The 17,497-nt window shown below is 30.0% G+C and carries 22 protein-coding genes and 1 riboswitch; of the genes, 10 read left to right on the top strand and 12 right to left on the bottom strand.

Translation table 11 applies throughout. The features are described 5' to 3' along the window. Positions 1 to 60: 60 nt before the first annotated feature. The 4 genes from KQS_RS04615 to KQS_RS04600 are packed head-to-tail and all read left to right on the top strand — an operon-like array spanning position 61 to position 3,723. Positions 61 to 963 carry a MerR family transcriptional regulator gene (locus tag KQS_RS04615; RefSeq protein ID WP_014388043.1) on the top strand — a complete coding sequence of 301 codons (903 nt, stop codon included), beginning with the start codon at positions 61 to 63 and terminating at the stop codon, positions 961 to 963. A gap of 6 nt (positions 964 to 969) precedes the next feature. After that, positions 970 to 2,433, top strand: a complete 1,464-nt coding sequence (locus tag KQS_RS04610; protein WP_014388042.1) for a phytoene desaturase family protein — start codon at positions 970 to 972, stop codon at positions 2,431 to 2,433. Continuing rightward, positions 2,430 to 3,269: a phytoene/squalene synthase family protein gene (locus tag KQS_RS04605; RefSeq protein WP_014388041.1), complete on the top strand. Its 840-nt coding sequence runs from the start codon at positions 2,430 to 2,432 to the stop codon at positions 3,267 to 3,269. The genes KQS_RS04610 and KQS_RS04605 overlap by 4 nt, the downstream gene beginning before the upstream one ends. Positions 3,270 to 3,276: 7 nt before the next feature. Beyond that, positions 3,277 to 3,723: a sterol desaturase family protein gene (locus tag KQS_RS04600; protein ID WP_041251991.1), complete on the top strand. Its 447-nt coding sequence runs from the start codon at positions 3,277 to 3,279 to the stop codon at positions 3,721 to 3,723. A gap of 27 nt (positions 3,724 to 3,750) precedes the next feature. Here KQS_RS04600 and KQS_RS04595 read toward each other — a convergent pair whose 3' ends face one another. From KQS_RS04595 to KQS_RS04550, 11 genes are all read right to left on the bottom strand, one after another. Next, positions 3,751 to 4,287, bottom strand: a complete 537-nt coding sequence (locus KQS_RS04595) for a DUF4252 domain-containing protein (protein WP_014388039.1) — start codon at positions 4,285 to 4,287, stop codon at positions 3,751 to 3,753. A 6-nt stretch (positions 4,288 to 4,293) separates the two neighbouring features. Further along, positions 4,294 to 4,815 carry a DUF4252 domain-containing protein gene (locus KQS_RS04590; RefSeq protein ID WP_014388038.1) on the bottom strand — a complete coding sequence of 174 codons (522 nt, stop codon included), beginning with the start codon at positions 4,813 to 4,815 and terminating at the stop codon, positions 4,294 to 4,296. Positions 4,816 to 4,955: 140 nt separating this feature from the next. Continuing rightward, positions 4,956 to 6,869, bottom strand: a complete 1,914-nt coding sequence (locus KQS_RS04585) for a TonB-dependent receptor plug domain-containing protein (protein ID WP_014388037.1) — start codon at positions 6,867 to 6,869, stop codon at positions 4,956 to 4,958. A gap of 80 nt (positions 6,870 to 6,949) precedes the next feature. Further along, positions 6,950 to 7,157: riboswitch (cobalamin riboswitch) on the bottom strand. Between the two features lie 26 nt (positions 7,158 to 7,183). Continuing rightward, positions 7,184 to 7,312 (bottom strand): hypothetical protein, encoded by a 129-nt coding sequence (locus KQS_RS14660; RefSeq protein ID WP_262487931.1) that lies wholly within the window; start codon positions 7,310 to 7,312, stop codon positions 7,184 to 7,186. Between the two features lie 51 nt (positions 7,313 to 7,363). Continuing rightward, positions 7,364 to 7,882, bottom strand: coding sequence for an alpha-ribazole phosphatase (cobC, locus tag KQS_RS04580; protein ID WP_041251990.1), 519 nt, complete (start codon positions 7,880 to 7,882; stop codon positions 7,364 to 7,366). Continuing rightward, positions 7,867 to 8,664 (bottom strand): adenosylcobinamide-GDP ribazoletransferase, encoded by a 798-nt coding sequence (locus tag KQS_RS04575; protein ID WP_041251989.1) that lies wholly within the window; start codon positions 8,662 to 8,664, stop codon positions 7,867 to 7,869. Before KQS_RS04575 ends, cobC begins: the two co-directional genes overlap by 16 nt. A gap of 65 nt (positions 8,665 to 8,729) precedes the next feature. Next, positions 8,730 to 9,482, bottom strand: coding sequence for a hypothetical protein (locus KQS_RS04570; protein ID WP_014388034.1), 753 nt, complete (start codon positions 9,480 to 9,482; stop codon positions 8,730 to 8,732). A 31-nt stretch (positions 9,483 to 9,513) separates the two neighbouring features. Continuing rightward, complete coding sequence (cobT, locus tag KQS_RS04565; protein WP_014388033.1) at positions 9,514 to 11,190, bottom strand: nicotinate-nucleotide--dimethylbenzimidazole phosphoribosyltransferase; 1,677 nt, start codon at positions 11,188 to 11,190, stop codon at positions 9,514 to 9,516. Between the two features lie 105 nt (positions 11,191 to 11,295). Continuing rightward, a complete protein-coding gene (locus tag KQS_RS04560; protein ID WP_014388032.1) occupies positions 11,296 to 11,940 on the bottom strand; it encodes a Dph6-related ATP pyrophosphatase in 645 nt (214 codons plus the stop codon). Next, positions 11,940 to 12,446, bottom strand: a complete 507-nt coding sequence (locus KQS_RS04555) for a bifunctional adenosylcobinamide kinase/adenosylcobinamide-phosphate guanylyltransferase (RefSeq protein WP_014388031.1) — start codon at positions 12,444 to 12,446, stop codon at positions 11,940 to 11,942. The genes KQS_RS04560 and KQS_RS04555 overlap by 1 nt, the downstream gene beginning before the upstream one ends. A 76-nt stretch (positions 12,447 to 12,522) precedes the next feature. After that, positions 12,523 to 12,888, bottom strand: coding sequence for a cysteine-rich CWC family protein (locus tag KQS_RS04550; protein ID WP_014388030.1), 366 nt, complete (start codon positions 12,886 to 12,888; stop codon positions 12,523 to 12,525). Positions 12,889 to 12,965: 77 nt separating this feature from the next. Here KQS_RS04550 and KQS_RS04545 point away from each other — a divergent pair, with 77 nt between their 5' ends. The 6 genes from KQS_RS04545 (at position 12,966) to KQS_RS04530 (ending at position 16,925) form a co-directional block, all read left to right on the top strand. Further along, complete coding sequence (locus KQS_RS04545) at positions 12,966 to 14,096, top strand: ABC transporter substrate-binding protein (protein ID WP_014388029.1); 1,131 nt, start codon at positions 12,966 to 12,968, stop codon at positions 14,094 to 14,096. After that, entirely contained in the window at positions 14,097 to 15,125 is a 1,029-nt protein-coding gene (locus tag KQS_RS04540; RefSeq protein ID WP_041251987.1) for an iron ABC transporter permease, read from the top strand. Between the two features lie 93 nt (positions 15,126 to 15,218). Next, a complete protein-coding gene (locus KQS_RS14590; protein ID WP_242400775.1) occupies positions 15,219 to 15,329 on the top strand; it encodes a GxxExxY protein in 111 nt (36 codons plus the stop codon). A gap of 105 nt (positions 15,330 to 15,434) precedes the next feature. Beyond that, a complete protein-coding gene (locus KQS_RS14585) occupies positions 15,435 to 15,545 on the top strand; it encodes a GxxExxY protein (protein ID WP_162141184.1) in 111 nt (36 codons plus the stop codon). Between the two features lie 104 nt (positions 15,546 to 15,649). Next, positions 15,650 to 16,060 (top strand): GxxExxY protein, encoded by a 411-nt coding sequence (locus KQS_RS04535; protein ID WP_014388027.1) that lies wholly within the window; start codon positions 15,650 to 15,652, stop codon positions 16,058 to 16,060. Between the two features lie 85 nt (positions 16,061 to 16,145). After that, positions 16,146 to 16,925 (top strand): ABC transporter ATP-binding protein, encoded by a 780-nt coding sequence (locus KQS_RS04530; RefSeq protein ID WP_014388026.1) that lies wholly within the window; start codon positions 16,146 to 16,148, stop codon positions 16,923 to 16,925. Here KQS_RS04530 and KQS_RS04525 read toward each other — a convergent pair. Further along, positions 16,912 to 17,493: a pseudouridine synthase gene (locus tag KQS_RS04525; protein WP_014388025.1), complete on the bottom strand. Its 582-nt coding sequence runs from the start codon at positions 17,491 to 17,493 to the stop codon at positions 16,912 to 16,914. The two genes, KQS_RS04530 and KQS_RS04525, sit on opposite strands and share 14 nt — an antisense overlap. Positions 17,494 to 17,497: the final 4 nt, after the last annotated feature.

The following is a 17,497-nucleotide window of genomic DNA, read 5'->3' as shown; positions in this document are numbered from 1 at the left end:
TCATTTTTAAGTAATATTTCATTTTATTTTGTATTTTTGTTTAAACTTTTACAAAAAAGAATGAACAATATTAAAACGGTTTTTAGTATTAAAGATTTAGAAAATCTTTCAGGAATCAAAGCACATACTATTCGTATTTGGGAAAAAAGATACAATTTATTGGAACCCATGCGAACAGATACTAATATTCGTTTGTACAATGTAGAAAATTTACAAAAACTATTGAATGTTGTTCTGTTAACTCAATTTGGTTACAAAATTTCTAAGATAAGTAAACTTTCAATAGAGGAAATTGAAAAAAGTGTTGTTAAAATTCAAAACGAAAAAACCATTAATGATCATGCATTAAGTGCACTTAAAATGGCAATGCTTCATTTTGACCAAGCACTTTTCATGAAAACCTACAATGAATTAATTGCAGAGAAAGATTTTTCGCAAGTATTTATTGAAACTTTCATACCTTTACTAAATGAGATTGGTATTTTGTGGACAGCCAACACAATTACACCTGCACACGAACATTTTATTGCGTATTTGATTAAACAAAAGATATTAGTTCAAATCGAAAAACATCTTTTTTTAAATTCGAAAGAAAACAAACAAACCTACGTCCTTTACCTACCATCAAACGAGGTACATGATTTAGGTTTACTGTTTCTTCAATATATACTTGTAGCTAAAGGGAATCATGTAATCTATTTGGGAAGAGATTTACCTATTGAAGATGTGGCTGAATTAAACAATCATTTTGAAAAAATAACCTACATCTCCTATTGGACAGTAGCGCCAACTGAAGATGAAATTCCAGAATATTTAAATCACTTTTCAACTAAAGTATTAACTAACAATGAGTCTAGACTTTTACTATTTGGAAGAAAAACAGAAGCCATAAAAGACTTAAAAGATGAAAAAATTAAAGTTTATGAAAACGTATCTTCATTCATTTCTGAACTAGAAAATTAAATTGCTATGAAAAAGAAAATTCACATTATTGGTTCAGGTTTTTCATCTTTGTCTGCGGCTTGCTATCTAGCAAAACAAGGACATGATGTAACTATTTTTGAAAAAAATGACACCATAGGAGGACGAGCTCGACAATTAAAGAAAGAAGGCTTTGTGTTTGATATTGGTCCAACTTGGTATTGGATGCCCGATGTTTTTGAACGTTTTTTTGCTGACTTTAATAAAAAGCCATCCGATTATTATTCCTTAATTAAACTTAAACCCGCCTATCAAGTATATTTTGGAAAAAATGATTCGCTAACAATATCAGATAATTTAGACGATATTATTACTACATTCGAAAATATTGAAACAGGTTCAGGACAACAATTACAATCTTTTATGAATACGGCAAAATCCAATTATGATATTGCTATTAAAGATTTAGTTTACAATCCAGGTGAAACAATAACAGAATTAATAACACTAGAAACAGCTAAGAGAGTCAATCAATTTTTCAGCACCATTTCTAAAGATGTTAGAAAAAAGTTTAAAAACAAAAAATTAATTCAAACACTTGAATTTCCAGTACTATTTTTAGGCGCTAAACCATCAAATACACCTTCATTCTATAGTTTTATGAATTATGCCGATTTTGGCTTAGGTACTTGGCATCCGAAAAACGGTATGTATAGTGTTATTGAAGGAATTCAAAAACTCGCAGAAGAATTGGGCGTTACAATACGTACCAATCAAAATGTTGAAAAGATACTTGTAGAACATAATCAAACCAAAGGGATTGTTGTAAATGGTGAAAGTAAAAGTTGTGATGTAGTTGTAAGCGGAGCTGATTATCATTTTACAGAAACCTTATTTGAAAAACAACACAGACAATACTCTGAAGACTATTGGGATTCTAAAACTTACGCTCCTTCTTCTCTATTGTTTTATGTTGGATTCGATTGTAAGATAAAAAATGTGGAGCACCATACATTGTTTTTTGATACTGATTTCGATGTACATGCAAAAGATATATATGACAATCCAAAATGGCCTGATGAACCATTATTTTATGCTAGCTTCCCGTCAAAAACAGACAATTCAGCCGCTCCGGAAGGAAAAGAAGCTGGTATATTTTTAATTCCCTTAGCGCCAGATTTAAAAGACACGCCTGAATTAAGAGAACTCTATTTTAATAAAATTATTTCGCGTTTTGAAAATTTAACGGAGCAAAATATAAAAGATAAAATTATCTTTAAAGAATCATTTTGTGTAAATGATTTTAAAGAACAATATAATTCATACAAAGGAAATGCCTATGGATTGGCCAATACTTTATTACAAACTGCTTTTTTAAGACCAAAATTAAAAAGTAAAAAAGTTAAGAAAATGTATTTTACAGGACAATTAACGGTTCCTGGACCTGGCGTACCTCCATCATTAATTTCTGGAAAATTAGTTGCTAACCTGATAAAAAAATATGAACTATGAAAGCCTTATTTGATTCTGTTTCTTTTGACTGCAGTACAAAAGTAACCAAAGCCTACAGTACTTCGTTTTCAACGGCTGTTAAAATGCTTGGTCCATCAATTAGACAAGACATATATAATATATATGGATTTGTTCGTTTTGCTGATGAAATTGTTGATAGCTTTCATGATTTCAATAAAGAAGAGCTATTATTAAAATTTGAAAGAGATTTAAAAGAAGCCTTATTCGATAAGATAAGTTTAAATCCAATTTTAAATTCTTTTCAACATACTGTAAATAAATATGAAATTGATTATGAATTAATTGAAGCATTCATGAAAAGCATGAAACAAGATTTAATTCAAAATGAATATGAGACTCGTGAAGATTATGAAGCATACATTTATGGAAGTGCAGATGTAGTAGGCTTGATGTGTTTACAAGTTTTTGTTAATGGCGATAAAAAGAAATATGAAGAATTAAAAGCAGGCGCTATGCGATTAGGTTCGGCTTTTCAAAAAGTAAATTTCTTACGTGATTTGAAAGATGATTTTGAAAAATTAAACCGATCATATTTTCCAAATACCGATTTGAATTATTTGAATGAACATTCAAAAAAAGAAATCATAGAAGACATTGAAAATGATTTTGAAGTAGCTTTTGAGTCCATTAAAAAATTACCTATTGAAGCTCGTTTTGGGGTTTACACTGCGTATCGCTATTACAAACGTCTTTTGAAAAAGTTAAAAAACACACCTTCTACAGAAATTAAAAACACCCGAATTAGAGTTCCTGATTATCAAAAAATAGAACTTTTAGCTCGTTGTTATGTAAAATATCGTTTAAATTTGTTATAAAAAAATTATGGGATTATATATTTTGGTTTTCGTTTTAACTTTTTGCCTTATGGAATTTATGGCATGGTTTACACATAAATATGTTATGCACGGATTTTTATGGTATTTACATGCTGATCATCATAAGAAAGATCATGATTCTTGGTTTGAAAGAAATGATGCTTTTTTCATTTTTTATGCCGTTGTAAGTATGATATTCTTTTTTTTATGGCAAAATAATATTTTAGAAATCGGATTAGCTATAGGTATAGGTATATTTGCTTATGGTTTAGCTTATTTTTTAGTACATGATATTTTCATCCATCAGCGTTTTAAACTTTTTAGAAACGCCAATTCAAAATATGGAAGAGCCGTAAGAAGAGCACATAAAATGCATCATAAACATGTAGGTAAAGAAGATGGCGAATGTTTTGGCATGTTATTATTTCCTCTAAAATATTACAAAAACGCATAAAAAAAGTGACTTTTTAAGTCACTTTTTTTATTTCTTATTCACAAAATTCAATACTGGTTTTAATTGTTCTGTATCTATTTTTGATTTTTGAAGTATACTTAAAAATTCCATTGCCTGTTCAGGTTTCATATTATTCCCTAAAACTCTTATAACAGTAAAACCTAATTCCTTTTGGTTTCCAAACAAAACCAATTCATCTATTTCCTTTTCATCGCCAACTAACATTATCGATGCATTATGTCCTTTACCATTTAACTTAACCAATGTTTCAAATGTTGAGTCTTTTAATATTTCTTTTACTTCTGCTACTTCTTTATTGTATGCCGCTTCAGATTTACCCTCTTTTTTATAAGCCAAAATATTTACTTTATCAAAAGATTCTAAAGCTTGCTTTTCAGAAGCTGTCAATTGTTTTTGATCAATATTTAAAATAGATGATGAAACATCTACAGTCATAAAATCTTTCTTATCAGCACTTTTAACAAAATACTTTTGAAGTGACTGCTTTTCTTCTCCACAACTAATAAATGCTAATGCAATTAAGGATAAAAAAATCTTTTTCATACACTTCTATTTTTTATCTAATTTATTTAAAGCATCACTAACAGGTAACTTTAATTTTTCAGCAATCAAAGCAATTTCTGATAATGGAAAATCTCCTTTAATTGACAAGACAGATGTTTTATATCCATTAAAATTTCCATTAACTGTAATTAAAACTTCTTTTAAATTAGTTTCGCTTGCATCAGATTTACCGTAAACTTTAACAGCATTCCCTTCATAAGTTGTACTCGCAACTTGCGCTAAACCATTAGTTTTTGCTATTAAGGCTGCAGAAGCATTTAAATCATTTGACAATTTTGGTTTTGCTGTAGAATAAGCTTCTAAATTGTCTAATTTTTTTAATAAATTTAAGTAACGTTGTGCTTCTGCATCTTTAGCATCCACTTTTACTTTACTCATTAAATCAAACATTTTTTTGGTAACGGTAATACTTTCAATTCCGTCTTTTCCATCATATTTGGCTAATTCACTTTGAGCCATTAATAATGAAGAAACAAATAAGGCTATAAAAACAATAATTTTTTTCATCTGTAACTAATTTTCTATTTATGTATAATAATCAAATTCTATTCCAAAATATTGGTATTACAAAATTACAATTTGTTACAAAGAAAAAAGGTTTTGAAAAATAAATATCTCAAAACCTTTTAAACGTATGAAAAAATAAATTAGAACTTTAAATTTAAACCTACTTTAAAATTTCTTCCTCTTGATGTAAAACCAACAGTCTCAACAAAATCTTCGTTAAAAATATTTTGAACTGCACCAAATAAGTTTAGGTTTGGTAAAAGTTGAAAATTAATTCCGGAATGGAATAAATAATACGCCGGAATTTGTTTATTTACAGTTGAAAAGGAAATACTATCGTAAAAAGCTACATTTCTATGGTTTATAAATTGGTATTGTGCATTCCAAGAAATTTTCTTTGTAATATCAAACGCTATACTAGCATTAGCTCTGTGTTTAGCTACAAATAATGCAATTTTTTCATCGTTTTCAACAAAAGTATAATTACCCGATAAAGATAATTTTTCTAAAGGTTTAAAAGTTATATTAGTTTCAAATCCTTTAGATTTGTTGACACCTGACACATTTTGATATTGTCCCCATGGAGGTAAAAACAAGTTGGTAAAAACAATAGAGTTATCTTGTTCTCTGAAAAAAGCAGCAGATGAAAGAATTACTTTATTATTTAAAAAGCGTTTTTCAAATCCAACTTCAGAAGTTAAATTCTCTTGTGGAGTTAAGGCTAAATTCCCGTATGGAGAATATACTTGATATAATGAAGGAGAAACTACAGCTGAACCAACAGAACCAAATAATTTTAAATTAATTTTTTCAAAAGTGAAGCTTGGATTAAAGTTCCAAATTAAATAATTATTGTATACGCTATGATTCATAAATCTAACACCTGCATTTAAATTCAATCCAAATTCTGAATTATATACAGCTGTAACATAAGGGTCTATAGAGTTTGATTTTGAAATATTTCCTGTAATATCCCCATAAGGTGTAAATTGATTCATATCAAAAAACTGAAACTGAACCCCTGTAACAACATATAAAGTATTTAAAATGCTATATTTATTGAAAGCGTCAACATTTACATTTCTTGATTTAAAATCCGAAGTAGAAAATCCATTCCAAGCATCAAATGAATGAAACGTTCGTTCTAACAAACCAAAAGCGGAATTAATTTTAAACTCTCCTTTTGTATATTTATATAAAGAACTAAAACCGGCTCTGAACTGTTCACTTTTTTGAAAATTTAATGAATTATCTGTAAAAGAACCATCATCATAGGTTGATTTTAATTTATCATAATTTGCAAAAAAATCTAACTGTAATCGACTCGAAACTTTGTAACCAAATTGCTGATTTAAATTTAATCTCGAAAATGAATCCTCTTCAAAATCTGCACCAACTGCTTCACTTAAACCTTTAACTTCAGTACTGTTTAATGAAGTTAAAAAAGAAAATTTTCCTTTTGTTCCATTAATTGAAAATCCTTGATTAGCTTCTTGTCCACTGTATTTTTTAGTCTCAGCAGTATTTTGTGTTCCTAAATTTACATAAGCTGAACCTGAGATTTTATCTTTATCAGCTTTTTTCAACGATATATTTATAACCGCTGCGGCTGCATTTGGACCATATAATACTGAAGAAGCACCTTTTAAAATTTCAATGCTTTCCACTTGATCTACAGGTAATAATCTTAAATCATAGGTTGTTGTAATACTGGATGCATCTACAATGGGATTTCCATCAATTAAAATTAAAACCTGACTTGTGCTTCCACCTCTAACAAATAAATCAATATTCTTCCCAGCATTTCCTTGATTTCCAACCACCTCAACTCCTGCTAATTGACTTAAAACAGTAGCAACACTTTGTCCTTTTCTTTGTTCTAACTCTTTTTCAGTGATTTTTTCAATACTTCTACCAGACTTTGACTTGTTTTGAGAAAACTTTGTGTCCGTAATTACCACTTCTTCAATCTGTTTAGACTCTTGTTCTTGTGCAGATACAATACAAGACATTAAAGTTGCAATTACAGAAATTGCAATAATTCTTTTTTTCATTTTTTAAATTAAATAATTAAATAAAAAAGGGAGAAAAGTATAGATTTTACCCATACCCAAACTTTTATTCCCGAAAGTTTGATATTCGTTTGAAATAGGCAGGTTTCCTGGCTTGCGTCTTGTTATTGGTCTTCCCATCTCGTAGTTAATAAAGAGACAGTGACTTAGTAGTAATAACAAGCTGAATAGCTTACAGTTGCGGGTACAGCTCAGGTTTCACACCTGATTCCCTTTTAATCAAACTTTTGAAAAATTCAGAAGTTTGAACCATAATTCGAGTGCAAAATTAAAAAGTTTTTAATAAAACGCAAGTTTTATTGCTTTTCTTCTTCATCTTTATCTTTTTTAGACAATTTGATAGCTAACCAAATAAATCCAATTAAAAAATGAAGAATAATGATTCCGGCAATAATATTGATAAAAGTATTTGAAGAATCTCTCATGAGTTTTATTTCAAATTTCTGAAATTATATTCAAAAGAACTGTAATGTATGTTACATTTGAATTTTTATAACTTCTCCGTAATGTACATTGTTTGAAAAGGCATTTTGCAATGGTAATTGCTGTTCATAACATAAAAAACTTCGAATAACCCCTGCATGAGTTACAATAGCTATTTTTGAATGTGAAGTAACCTTTAAATCTTGAATAAAATCAAGTATTCTTGCATATAATTCTTGAAATGATTCGCCATTTGGAACTTGAACCTCAACAAAATTTTTCATCCAAGGATTGATTTCTTCTGTTGGAATCTCATCCCAATTTTTTAATTCCCAATTTCCAAAATTCATTTCCATTAGACGTTCATCAAAAATAATAGCATTTGAAATAAATTCAGCCATTTTTTTACACCGAAGTAGCGGACTTGAATACACGATGACATCAGATGGAAGTTGCTTTTTTATTTCCTCAAAAATAGTTAAATAAGGCTCTCTAATATCTACATCGGCCTGACCGTAGCATATTCCTTTATCACAAACCGTTTCTGTATGACGGACTAAATACACTTCCATAAAGCAATAATTGATAAGTAAATGGTCACCTCTGCCACTTGTTGCACCGCACCCAAACAATCGCCAGTATACCCGCCAATCCATTTTTTAAAATAACGAATGGCGAAAAAACGAAATACAATTAAAGGTATTAGGATAAAAATATATTTCCAATTTGAATAGGCTATAAACATTAACGGTACTAGTCCAAAAAGAAAGGCTCCAAAAATTTCTTTCCACGTATTTTGCTTGGCAATAGGCTTACTTTTCGATAATTCATCTTCACGAACATAATCTGTGGTAAAAATAATAGATATGGCTGTTAATCGGCTTAACGCATGAACCATAATGAAAGTCATCAAACATTCTATAAGAATTAATGTATCGTTTAAATCTGTATCAATAACTTTTTTAATTGCAAAAAACTTCACTGCAAACAACAATACTAATCCTATCGCACCATAGGCACCGATAGCGCTGTCTTTCATTATTTTTAGGATTTTTTCTTTGGTCCAACCACCACCAAATCCGTCACAAACATCAGCAAAACCGTCTTCATGAAAAGCACCTGTTGTTAAAACATTCGCAACTAAAGAGAATAAAACAGCTAATTCTTCTGATTCAAATAATTTATAAGTTCCAAAAAAAACTACTGCAGCAATTAAACCAACAATCCAGCCAATCAAAGGAAAATATCTGGTAGCTTTGTTTAAATACGTTGGATCATGCGTGATGTTTTTCGGACAAGGAATTCTTGTGTAAAACATCAAAGCTGTAAAAAATATGTTGAGTTGTTTTTTCATGTTTATTTTAGGAATAAGGGAAAAGTATTAAGTTTTTTTTACTTTTTACTTAGCTCTTTTTACTTTTAATATTGAATTTTATTTAATTTTAAAGTATCATTTGCAATCCATTTTTTGTCTATTAATGTGTATTCTACATCAAAATTCTCAATCTCTTTATATCTTTTTCCGTTTCTAGAAATGCCTTTTTTGTATTCATAATGAAATAGTAAAGAATTTGGTTTTGTTTCAATTTTGGAATCTAAAACACAAGCTTTAAGTTTATTTTTCGCAAAATAACATGTACCATTGAATAAGCCTTTAATTATTGGATTTAAATCATCTTGAGGAATTACTTCTTTAAAAATGTATAATTGAGTCGCACAAAAAGCAGAACCAGTTCCACAACTTTTTAAATAAAAATAGTCATTAATTTTGCCAAAACCATCTAAGTGATTATTCCAACAGCAAAGATAAAAACCATTTACATACCTTTCACTTTTTACAATTTTACCATTTGAATCAACTTCCAAAATAAATTGACATGGAGAAGTTTTGTTTAATATATCTTTTAGAAACAAAATAAAATTTGAGCTATTTTCTTTTTTGTAAAATTTACCCAAAGTATCATTCTTATTTATAGATTCTATTGGAATATCGATTGTATCATTCTTTTTTACCTCCAAAAGATATTTTTTCCCAACTTTAAAAGAAACAAAACCAGAATCACCTTTCAAAATAGTTTCGTCTTGAAGCATTCTTTTGTTTTCGGTTGATACAAATGACAAAACAAGCACTACTACAATCGGTAATAAAATTTTAAGTTTACTTACATTCATTAAAATTTCTTTTTACATTTTACTTTACTCTTTATTTATTACTAACTCCAGCACTTTCAAAAGTAGCCATTTCATTTATAAAAGTCAAAGCCGATTGAATAATAGGGAATGCAACAGCACATCCACTTCCCTCACCCAATCGCATATTTAAAGACAAAATGGGTTCTACTTGTAAATAATTCAATAAATCGATATGTGCTTTTTCTTCCGAACAATGTGAAAAAATAGCATTTTGTTTAATGGCTGAATTCTTCTGATAGGCGATCAAAAATGCAACTGTAGAAATAAATCCATCGACCAAAATCAGCATTTTATTTTGATACGCTTGCAACATTCCGCCTGACATTTGTAAAATTTCAAAACCACCGAAATAACGAATTAAATTGTCTAAATTATTTTCTCCCTTGTACGTAGCAATCGCTTGTGATAAAATTTCGATTTTATTTTTTAATTTCTCATCCATAACTCCTGTTCCTTTTCCAATACAATCCTGAATTGGAATGTTTGTCAACACACTCATTAAAACCGAAGCAGTTGATGTATTTCCGATACCCATTTCACCAAAGCCAATACAATTACTACCGCTTTTATAAATTTCATTAACCACCTCAGCACCGTATTGAAAACACAAATTTAGTTCATCCTGACTCATTGCGGAAGTCATTAAAAACGACTGTGTTCCTTTAGCCACTTTTTTATTGATGATAGATGTATTCGTTGGGAAATCGTAATTTACACCAGCATCTACAATTTTTAAATCGAGATTATTTTGTTTACAAAAAACCGAAATTGCTGCACCTCCTTTTAAAAACGTTTCCACCATTTGTCGTGTAACTTCTTGTGGATAGGCACTCACATCATGATTCGCAATTCCGTGATCAGCAGCAAAAACAACAATTGTTGGATTAATAATATTTGGCGCTTCCGATTGAAACACTAAACCCATTTGCAAGGCTAATTTCTCTAAAATGCCCAATGAACCTAATGGTTTTGTTTTCTGATTGATTTTATCAATCAATTTTTCTTTTAAATCAGATGAATTAGAATGCAACACCGCAAAATTCTCTAATTCTAAATGATTGACAGGCGTAAAATTTTTAATTGTAGTTACAAATGGTTTTTCTAATTTTTGTTTCCAATTCAATTGTTGCAACATTGGTTGTTTACCATAATCAGTGGCCGGTTTTCCGATACAGAAATATCCAAGCGGTTCGATATAATCAGGTAAATTTAATAGCTTTTTAAAATGATGGTAATTGATAATCGAAACCCAACCCATAGAATAACCTTGTTCGGTTAATGACAACCAAATATTTTGTGCCGCACAAACCGAACTAAATTTAACAGCTTCGTTACTGCCCACCGTTCCAATCGTAAATTGATCTAAAACCGAACGATCATAAGCAATCACCAAGCCAATTGGCGCTTCTTCTATGGCTTCTAATTTTAATGCTAAATACGATTTTTTTTGCGATTCAGAATCCGTTTGATCGGCCGATTTTTTATGATACGAAGTAAATAATTCTTTGACTTGTTTTTTAATATCTGAGGATTCGATAATATAATAACGCGTGGCATCTGTTAAACCAACAGAAGGCGCTTTATGTCCGGCTTGAAGCGCTTTTTCTAATACTTCAACAGGAACCTCATCATTAGTAAAATGACGGGTATCTCTTCTGGAATCAATAATTTCGTATAATGACTTCATTATTTTAATTCTTTTAATTGCTCTCGATACATTCCGATTCCTACTTCATCGGAACACTTGAACTGCTTAACCAATTCGCATTTCATGCTCGGGTGATGAAATGGTTTAATCTTCCCAAATTAAAAAACAATACTTATCGTACGTTTTCTTGGTGTATTTTGGGAGTTGTATTTGTTCTTTAAAAATTGGACAATTGACAACTAACGTATGATATTCGCCATTTTCACCACAGGGATCGATTCCTTTTTTTTGTAATTCGAGTGCTAATTCTTTAGTTACGATTTGACCTAAATAAGATTCGCCCATTTCTAAATTACACGAAACAATCATGGTTTCTATTCCTGCATCAATCATTTGAAAAACCAGATCGACTCTATCTTGTTGCCATAAAGGTAAAAAAGCTTTTAAATTAGCTGCATTACAAACTTTTTCCTCCCAAGCTCTATGTGGTTCTAAATCGATATCACCAAAAACAACACCTTCAATTTGATATTTTTCTTTGATATCAAGCAATGTTGAAATATAGTTTTTTTCATATTCAGACCAAGTTGCAGGAATTGCTACTAAGGGAACTTGCATTTGTTTTGCCTGTTGTTGTAATATTGATAATGGAATTCCATGTGAACGAGAAACTTTTCCATTTTCATTCATCATATTCAACAAAACTGTTGGTTGTAAACCTTGTTCTACTGATTTCATTAAAGCATAACAACTGTCTTTTCCACCACTCCAAGAACTTAAAACTTTCATTATTTTACTTGCATTGGTAAACCAGAAACCATAAACGTCACTTTTTCTGCTTTTTTCGCGATAAACTGATTCACCCAACCTTGTAATTCCACGAATTTTCTACCGATATGCGTTTCGGCATGCACTCCCATTCCAATTTCATTGGTAATGATAATAATTGTAGAATCTTCAATTAAAGAAAGCTTTTCAATTTCGGCTTTAGCCAAATCTAAAGAAAGTTCCACATCATTTTTCGTATCCACAAAAAAGTTCGTCAACCATAATGTAACACAATCAACAACCGCAACTTTTCCTTTAAAATCAATTTGTGATAAGTTTTTTTCTTCTTCAACATTAATCCAATTTTCCTTTCTTTCATTCTGATGTCGGTCGATTCTTTTCTGAAAATCGCCATCCCATTTTCGGGCTGTTGCCACATACATTGGGTTTTGAGAAAGTTCTAAGGCTAAATTTTGCGCATAACTACTTTTTCCTGAACGTTCGCCACCTGTTACTAAATATATCATATTTTAAAATTTCAATGTCAATATTAAAAGCCAAATATCAAGTGATTCAACTTTTTACTTGGCTCTTTTTACTTAATCAATTATACGGACAATGTCTGCAACCGTTTCCGCAACACGAGCCTCGTTTTAAATGAAACCATTTGGTAAAAACATACTTTTCATTTTCCATATAATAATCTATATTCTCTATGAAATGAGTCGTTTTAGGTAAATCTTTAGCTTTGTTTTCTAAAGCATTTTCTGGAGTGATTGTTGCCACATATTCTTCAATTTTAGAAATGGTAGCCTTTTTTAAACAACTCGGACACAAACAATCTGAAATTCCATCTAAAGTAAAAATTGGCGGTAACTCATTACACCAACATTTTTGGGATTCAGATTCATTTCCACAACCAAAAGATTCATTACAAACCGTGCAGTATTTTAGTCTAATTGAATTCACCCTGTAAAGATACTGTTTTTAAGAATTTCAAAAATTAAAGCCTCATTTTTTTTATACATTTGCAAAAACATCCATTAATGAAAAGCATTCGATTTTTATTTTTTAGCTTTTTTTGCTTTATACTATTTAATTGCAAAGAAAATAATTCCACTTTAGAAAATAGTATAAAGAAAAATTCTATAACCCACGCCAAGAGTTTATCCATTGAAGAAGGGGAAGATTTCACAGTAGTAAAAGTAACCAATCCTTGGCCTAATGCTAAAGAAACTTTTACGTATGTATTAAGAAAAAACAAAAGTAAAATACCGTCTAATCTTTCACAATTTCCAGTTATTGATGTACCCTTAAAATCATCTATAGTAACTTCAACAACTATTATTCCTTTTTTAGAACAATTGGGTGTAGAAGAAAAATTAATTGGATTTCCGCATACCGATTACATTTCTTCAGAAAAAACCCGAACCTTAATTGAAAAAGGTAAAATTGCAAATGTGGGTCAAAACGAAAATTTAAATATTGAAAAAATCATAGAATTAAATCCAGATGTACTCGTATCCTTTTGTGTAGATAATGTAAATCCGACGTTGAAGAATTTAGAAAAAAACGGCATCAAAATTATTATTCAAGCCGATTGGATGGAACAAACGCCACTAGGCAAAGCAGAGTGGATTAAATTGTATGGCGCTTTATTCAGCAAAGAAAAAGAAGCGAATGACATTTTTAATTCAATTGAAAAAAATTATAAGAAAGCTTTATCTATCATAAAAAACGAAAAAAAGAAACCTAGTATTTTACTTGGCTCCTTGTATCAAGACCAATGGTTTGTTCCGAATGGAAAAAGTTGGTTGGCCTATTACATGAAAGACGCCAAAAGCAATTATTTATGGCAACATACAGAAGGTACAGGAAGTACACCTTTAAGTTTTGAAAAAGTACTTGAAGTAGCCCATGCTGCAGATAAATGGATTACAAGTGGATTTTCTTCCTTAAACGAAATGAAAAACGCAAATCCAAATTATGCTGCATTTGACGCATTTAAAAAAGGCGAAGTGTATAGTTTTGAGGTAAAAAAAGGAAAAACAGGTGGCGTAATTTATTATGAACAAAGTCCGTCGAGACCTGATTTAGTTTTACAAGATTTTATCAAAATTCTTCATCCTGAACTAATGAAAGATTATGAATTTACTTTTGCTACAAAAATTAACTAAGTGAAAAAACCATATAAAAATAGCTCGTTATTTCTTGTATTACTTTTGGTTTTACTGTTTGCTTTTTTAGCCAATTTAGCATTAGGCAATGTATTAATTCCATGGAGTGATGTGTGCGAAATATTATTCAATCAAACACATGAAAAACAAACTTGGAGTTACATCGTGCTTAATTATCGATTTCCAAAAGCCTTTGTTGCCATAGTAACGGGAATGGGATTAAGTTTATCCGGTTTAATTATGCAAACCTTGTTTCGTAATCCATTAGCCGGACCTTATGTGTTGGGCTTAAGTTCGGGAGCCAGTTTAGGAGTCGCGATGGTTATTATGGGTTCTTTTTTACTTCCAGATTTTATTGCTCCACTAATAGTGAATGATTTTGGAATATTAATTGGCGCATTTTCAGGAAGCTTATTGGTTTTACTACTGGTTTTCTTTGTGGCTTCCAAAATAAAAGATACCATGTCGATATTGATAGTTGGATTAATGTTTAGTAGTTTAACTAGTGCTATTATTAATGTATTAACTTCTTTTTCGAGCGCTGAACAATTACAAAAATTCACCTTTTGGACCTTAGGTAGTTTAGGAAATTTAACTTCATTTCAAGTATATTTATTATCTGCAATTATTGGCTTAGGCATTGTAATAAGCTTCACAATTATTAAACCCTTAGACGGATTATTATTAGGAGAAAATTATGCCCGAAGTTTAGGAATATCAATTAAAAGAACCAGAAATATAAGCATTATTGCAACAAGTATATTAGCCGGAACCATTACCGCTTTTGTTGGTCCCATTGCTTTTATTGGTTTAGCTATACCCCATGTTTCAAAACTAATTTTTCAAACGAGTAATCATAAAACTTTGTTTATTGCCACCTTGCTTTTAGGAGCGATAACCATGTTGGTTTGTGATACCCTATCACAAATGCCGAATCAAAATTTTACGATTCCAATCAATGCTATAACTTCAATATTAGGAGCGCCGGTAGTTATTTGGTTGATTATTAGAAAAAAAGGAATTAGATAATTTTTCTTAAACCACATAGGCACATAGTTTTATTTTTGTAAATAAAAGGCGCTACGCTTAAAATAAATCACACAATAAATACAATCAAAAAATATGATAACACAAAATTATATTAATCAATTAACTTTTGATGTAATAGAGACAACTATTGAAGTTAATAATATTCTTGGTAAAGATTTATTAGAAAGTGTTTATAATAAATAAAGGAGTTCGATATTTTTCTTAAACCACATAGGCACATAGTTTTATTTTTGTAAATAAAAGGCGCTACGCTTAAAATAAATCACATAATAAATACAATCAAAAAATATGATAACACAAAATTATATTAATCAATTAACTTTTGATGTAATAGAGACAACTATTGAAGTTAATAATATTCTTGGTAAAGATTTATTAGAAAGTGTTTATCATAAATAAAGGAGTTCGATATTTTTTTTAACCTCATAGGCACATAGTTTTATTTTTGTAAATAAAAGGTGCTTCACTTAAATTAAATCACATAGTAAATACAATCAAAAAATATGATAACACAAAATTATATTAATCATTTAACTTATGATGTAATAGGGGCAGCTATTGAAGTTCATAAAATTCTCGGTAAAGGTTTATTTGAAAGTGTTTATCATAAATGTATGATTGAAGAATTAAAATTGAGAAAGATAAATTTTAAAACAGAATTTAAAATTCCAATTGATTACAAAGGAGTTAATTTAGATTTAGATTTTAGATGCGATTTATTTATTGAAAATATTCTTGTAGTAGAATTAAAAGCTGTCAATGAAATTTTACCAATACACGATGCACAACTATTAACTTATATGAAATTATTATCTGCTCCAAAAGGACTATTGCTTAATTTTAATAGTAATAATATTTTTCGTGAAGGTCAAAAAACTTTGGTTAACGAACATTTTAAAAACTTACCAAAATAACTTATGTTTATTATTTAAAGTGAAGCGCCTTTATAAAAATAAAATTAACTATGTACCTATGTGGTTCAATTAAAAAAACTAACTAATGAAAACCTTCATATTAAAAACCAAAAATCTAACCATCGGATACGCTTCTAAAAAGGGTAAAATCGATATTGCTTCTAATATTAATATTGAATTAGAAGTTGGAAAATTGATTACATTAATTGGTGGAAACGGCATTGGTAAATCGACCTTATTAAAAACTATTACTTCTATCATTCCAGCTTTATCTGGCGAAGTATATCTTTCGGATAAAAAAATTGAAACATTTTCAACTGAATTATTATCGCAATACTTAAGCATAGTTACCACAGAAAAACTACCTGCAAGTAACTTAACAGTTTCTGAATTAATTGCCTTGGGCAGGCATCCCTATACCAACTGGATTGGAAATTTAACAGAAAACGATTTAAACCACATTCAAAATGCAATAAACGCAACGAATATTAGCCATTTACAATATAAAAAATACAGCGAAATTAGTGATGGCCAGTTACAAAAAGTAATGATAGCAAGAGCCTTAGCACAAGATACTCCACTAATTATTTTAGATGAACCCACCACACATTTGGATTTATTTCATAAAGTATCGGTATTTAAATTACTAAAACAATTAGCGAATGAAAACAACAAATGTATTTTATTTTCAACCCATGATATTGACTTGGCGATTCAATTAAGCGATGAAATGATTGTCATGACTGAAGATTTCTGTGTTCAAGATCAACCGTGTAATTTAATTGAAAAAGGGGTATTTGATTCGTTATTTAAAGATGAACACATTGTTTTTGATAAAACTTATGGAAAGTTTATTGTGAAATAGAATCAAAAGAAATTTCAATTACATCTCCTGAATTTAATCCGGCCAAAGTAAAATCACCAACCCGAACCCGAACTAATCGCAAGGTAGGAAAACCTACTGCTGCAGTCATTTTTCGAATTTGGCGGTATTTACCTTCCGTGACAGTAATAGAAACCCAACTGGTTGGTCCATGACGTTCATCTCGAATTCTTCTTCCTTCGCCAATGTAATCAGGTAAATTGTAAATCAATCTTGCTTCGCAGGGTTTAGTAGTATAGCGAATTCCCTTAAAACCAATTTCAACACCTTGTTTTAATTGTTCGACGGCTTCATCAGTTATTGTTCCATCCACTTGAGCATAATATTCTTTTTCAATGGTTTTACTTCGTACTAATTCACTCATCCTACCATCTGTTGTGAGCAACAATAACCCTTCAGAATCTTCATCCAAACGCCCTATTGCCATTGTTCCTTCTGGAAAATCATACAATTCACCCAATTTCTTTTTAGTTCGTTTTTTTTCGTAAATAAATTGACTCAAATAGCCATGAGGCTTATGTAAAGCAAAATGTTGGTGAATTTTTTCCATGAAA

This window comes from Flavobacterium indicum GPTSA100-9 = DSM 17447 (genome assembly GCF_000455605.1).
In the GTDB taxonomy this organism is placed as follows: domain Bacteria; phylum Bacteroidota; class Bacteroidia; order Flavobacteriales; family Flavobacteriaceae; genus Flavobacterium; species Flavobacterium indicum.
Note: the sequence above shows the minus strand (reverse complement) of the source record. Positions and strands in the feature narration are given on the sequence as shown.

Coding starts and splice junctions, on each gene's coding strand:
- KQS_RS04575 (WP_041251989.1), bottom strand. CDS start 8,664: ATGAAAAAACAACTCAACATATTTTTTACAGCTTTGATGTTTTACACA.
- KQS_RS04545 (WP_014388029.1), top strand. CDS start 12,966: ATGAAAAGCATTCGATTTTTATTTTTTAGCTTTTTTTGCTTTATACTA.
- KQS_RS14660 (WP_262487931.1), bottom strand. CDS start 7,312: ATGAGAGATTCTTCAAATACTTTTATCAATATTATTGCCGGAATCATT.
- KQS_RS04570 (WP_014388034.1), bottom strand. CDS start 9,482: ATGAATGTAAGTAAACTTAAAATTTTATTACCGATTGTAGTAGTGCTT.
- KQS_RS04530 (WP_014388026.1), top strand. CDS start 16,146: ATGAAAACCTTCATATTAAAAACCAAAAATCTAACCATCGGATACGCT.
- KQS_RS04555 (WP_014388031.1), bottom strand. CDS start 12,446: ATGATATATTTAGTAACAGGTGGCGAACGTTCAGGAAAAAGTAGTTAT.
- KQS_RS04535 (WP_014388027.1), top strand. CDS start 15,650: ATGATAACACAAAATTATATTAATCATTTAACTTATGATGTAATAGGG.
- KQS_RS04605 (WP_014388041.1), top strand. CDS start 2,430: ATGAAAGCCTTATTTGATTCTGTTTCTTTTGACTGCAGTACAAAAGTA.
- KQS_RS04595 (WP_014388039.1), bottom strand. CDS start 4,287: ATGAAAAAGATTTTTTTATCCTTAATTGCATTAGCATTTATTAGTTGT.
- KQS_RS04560 (WP_014388032.1), bottom strand. CDS start 11,940: ATGAAAGTTTTAAGTTCTTGGAGTGGTGGAAAAGACAGTTGTTATGCT.
- cobC (WP_041251990.1), bottom strand. CDS start 7,882: ATGGAAGTGTATTTAGTCCGTCATACAGAAACGGTTTGTGATAAAGGA.
- KQS_RS04525 (WP_014388025.1), bottom strand. CDS start 17,493: ATGGAAAAAATTCACCAACATTTTGCTTTACATAAGCCTCATGGCTAT.
- KQS_RS04615 (WP_014388043.1), top strand. CDS start 61: ATGAACAATATTAAAACGGTTTTTAGTATTAAAGATTTAGAAAATCTT.
- KQS_RS14590 (WP_242400775.1), top strand. CDS start 15,219: ATGATAACACAAAATTATATTAATCAATTAACTTTTGATGTAATAGAG.
- KQS_RS04590 (WP_014388038.1), bottom strand. CDS start 4,815: ATGAAAAAAATTATTGTTTTTATAGCCTTATTTGTTTCTTCATTATTA.
- KQS_RS04585 (WP_014388037.1), bottom strand. CDS start 6,869: ATGAAAAAAAGAATTATTGCAATTTCTGTAATTGCAACTTTAATGTCT.
- cobT (WP_014388033.1), bottom strand. CDS start 11,190: ATGAAGTCATTATACGAAATTATTGATTCCAGAAGAGATACCCGTCAT.
- KQS_RS04600 (WP_041251991.1), top strand. CDS start 3,277: ATGGGATTATATATTTTGGTTTTCGTTTTAACTTTTTGCCTTATGGAA.
- KQS_RS04610 (WP_014388042.1), top strand. CDS start 970: ATGAAAAAGAAAATTCACATTATTGGTTCAGGTTTTTCATCTTTGTCT.
- KQS_RS14585 (WP_162141184.1), top strand. CDS start 15,435: ATGATAACACAAAATTATATTAATCAATTAACTTTTGATGTAATAGAG.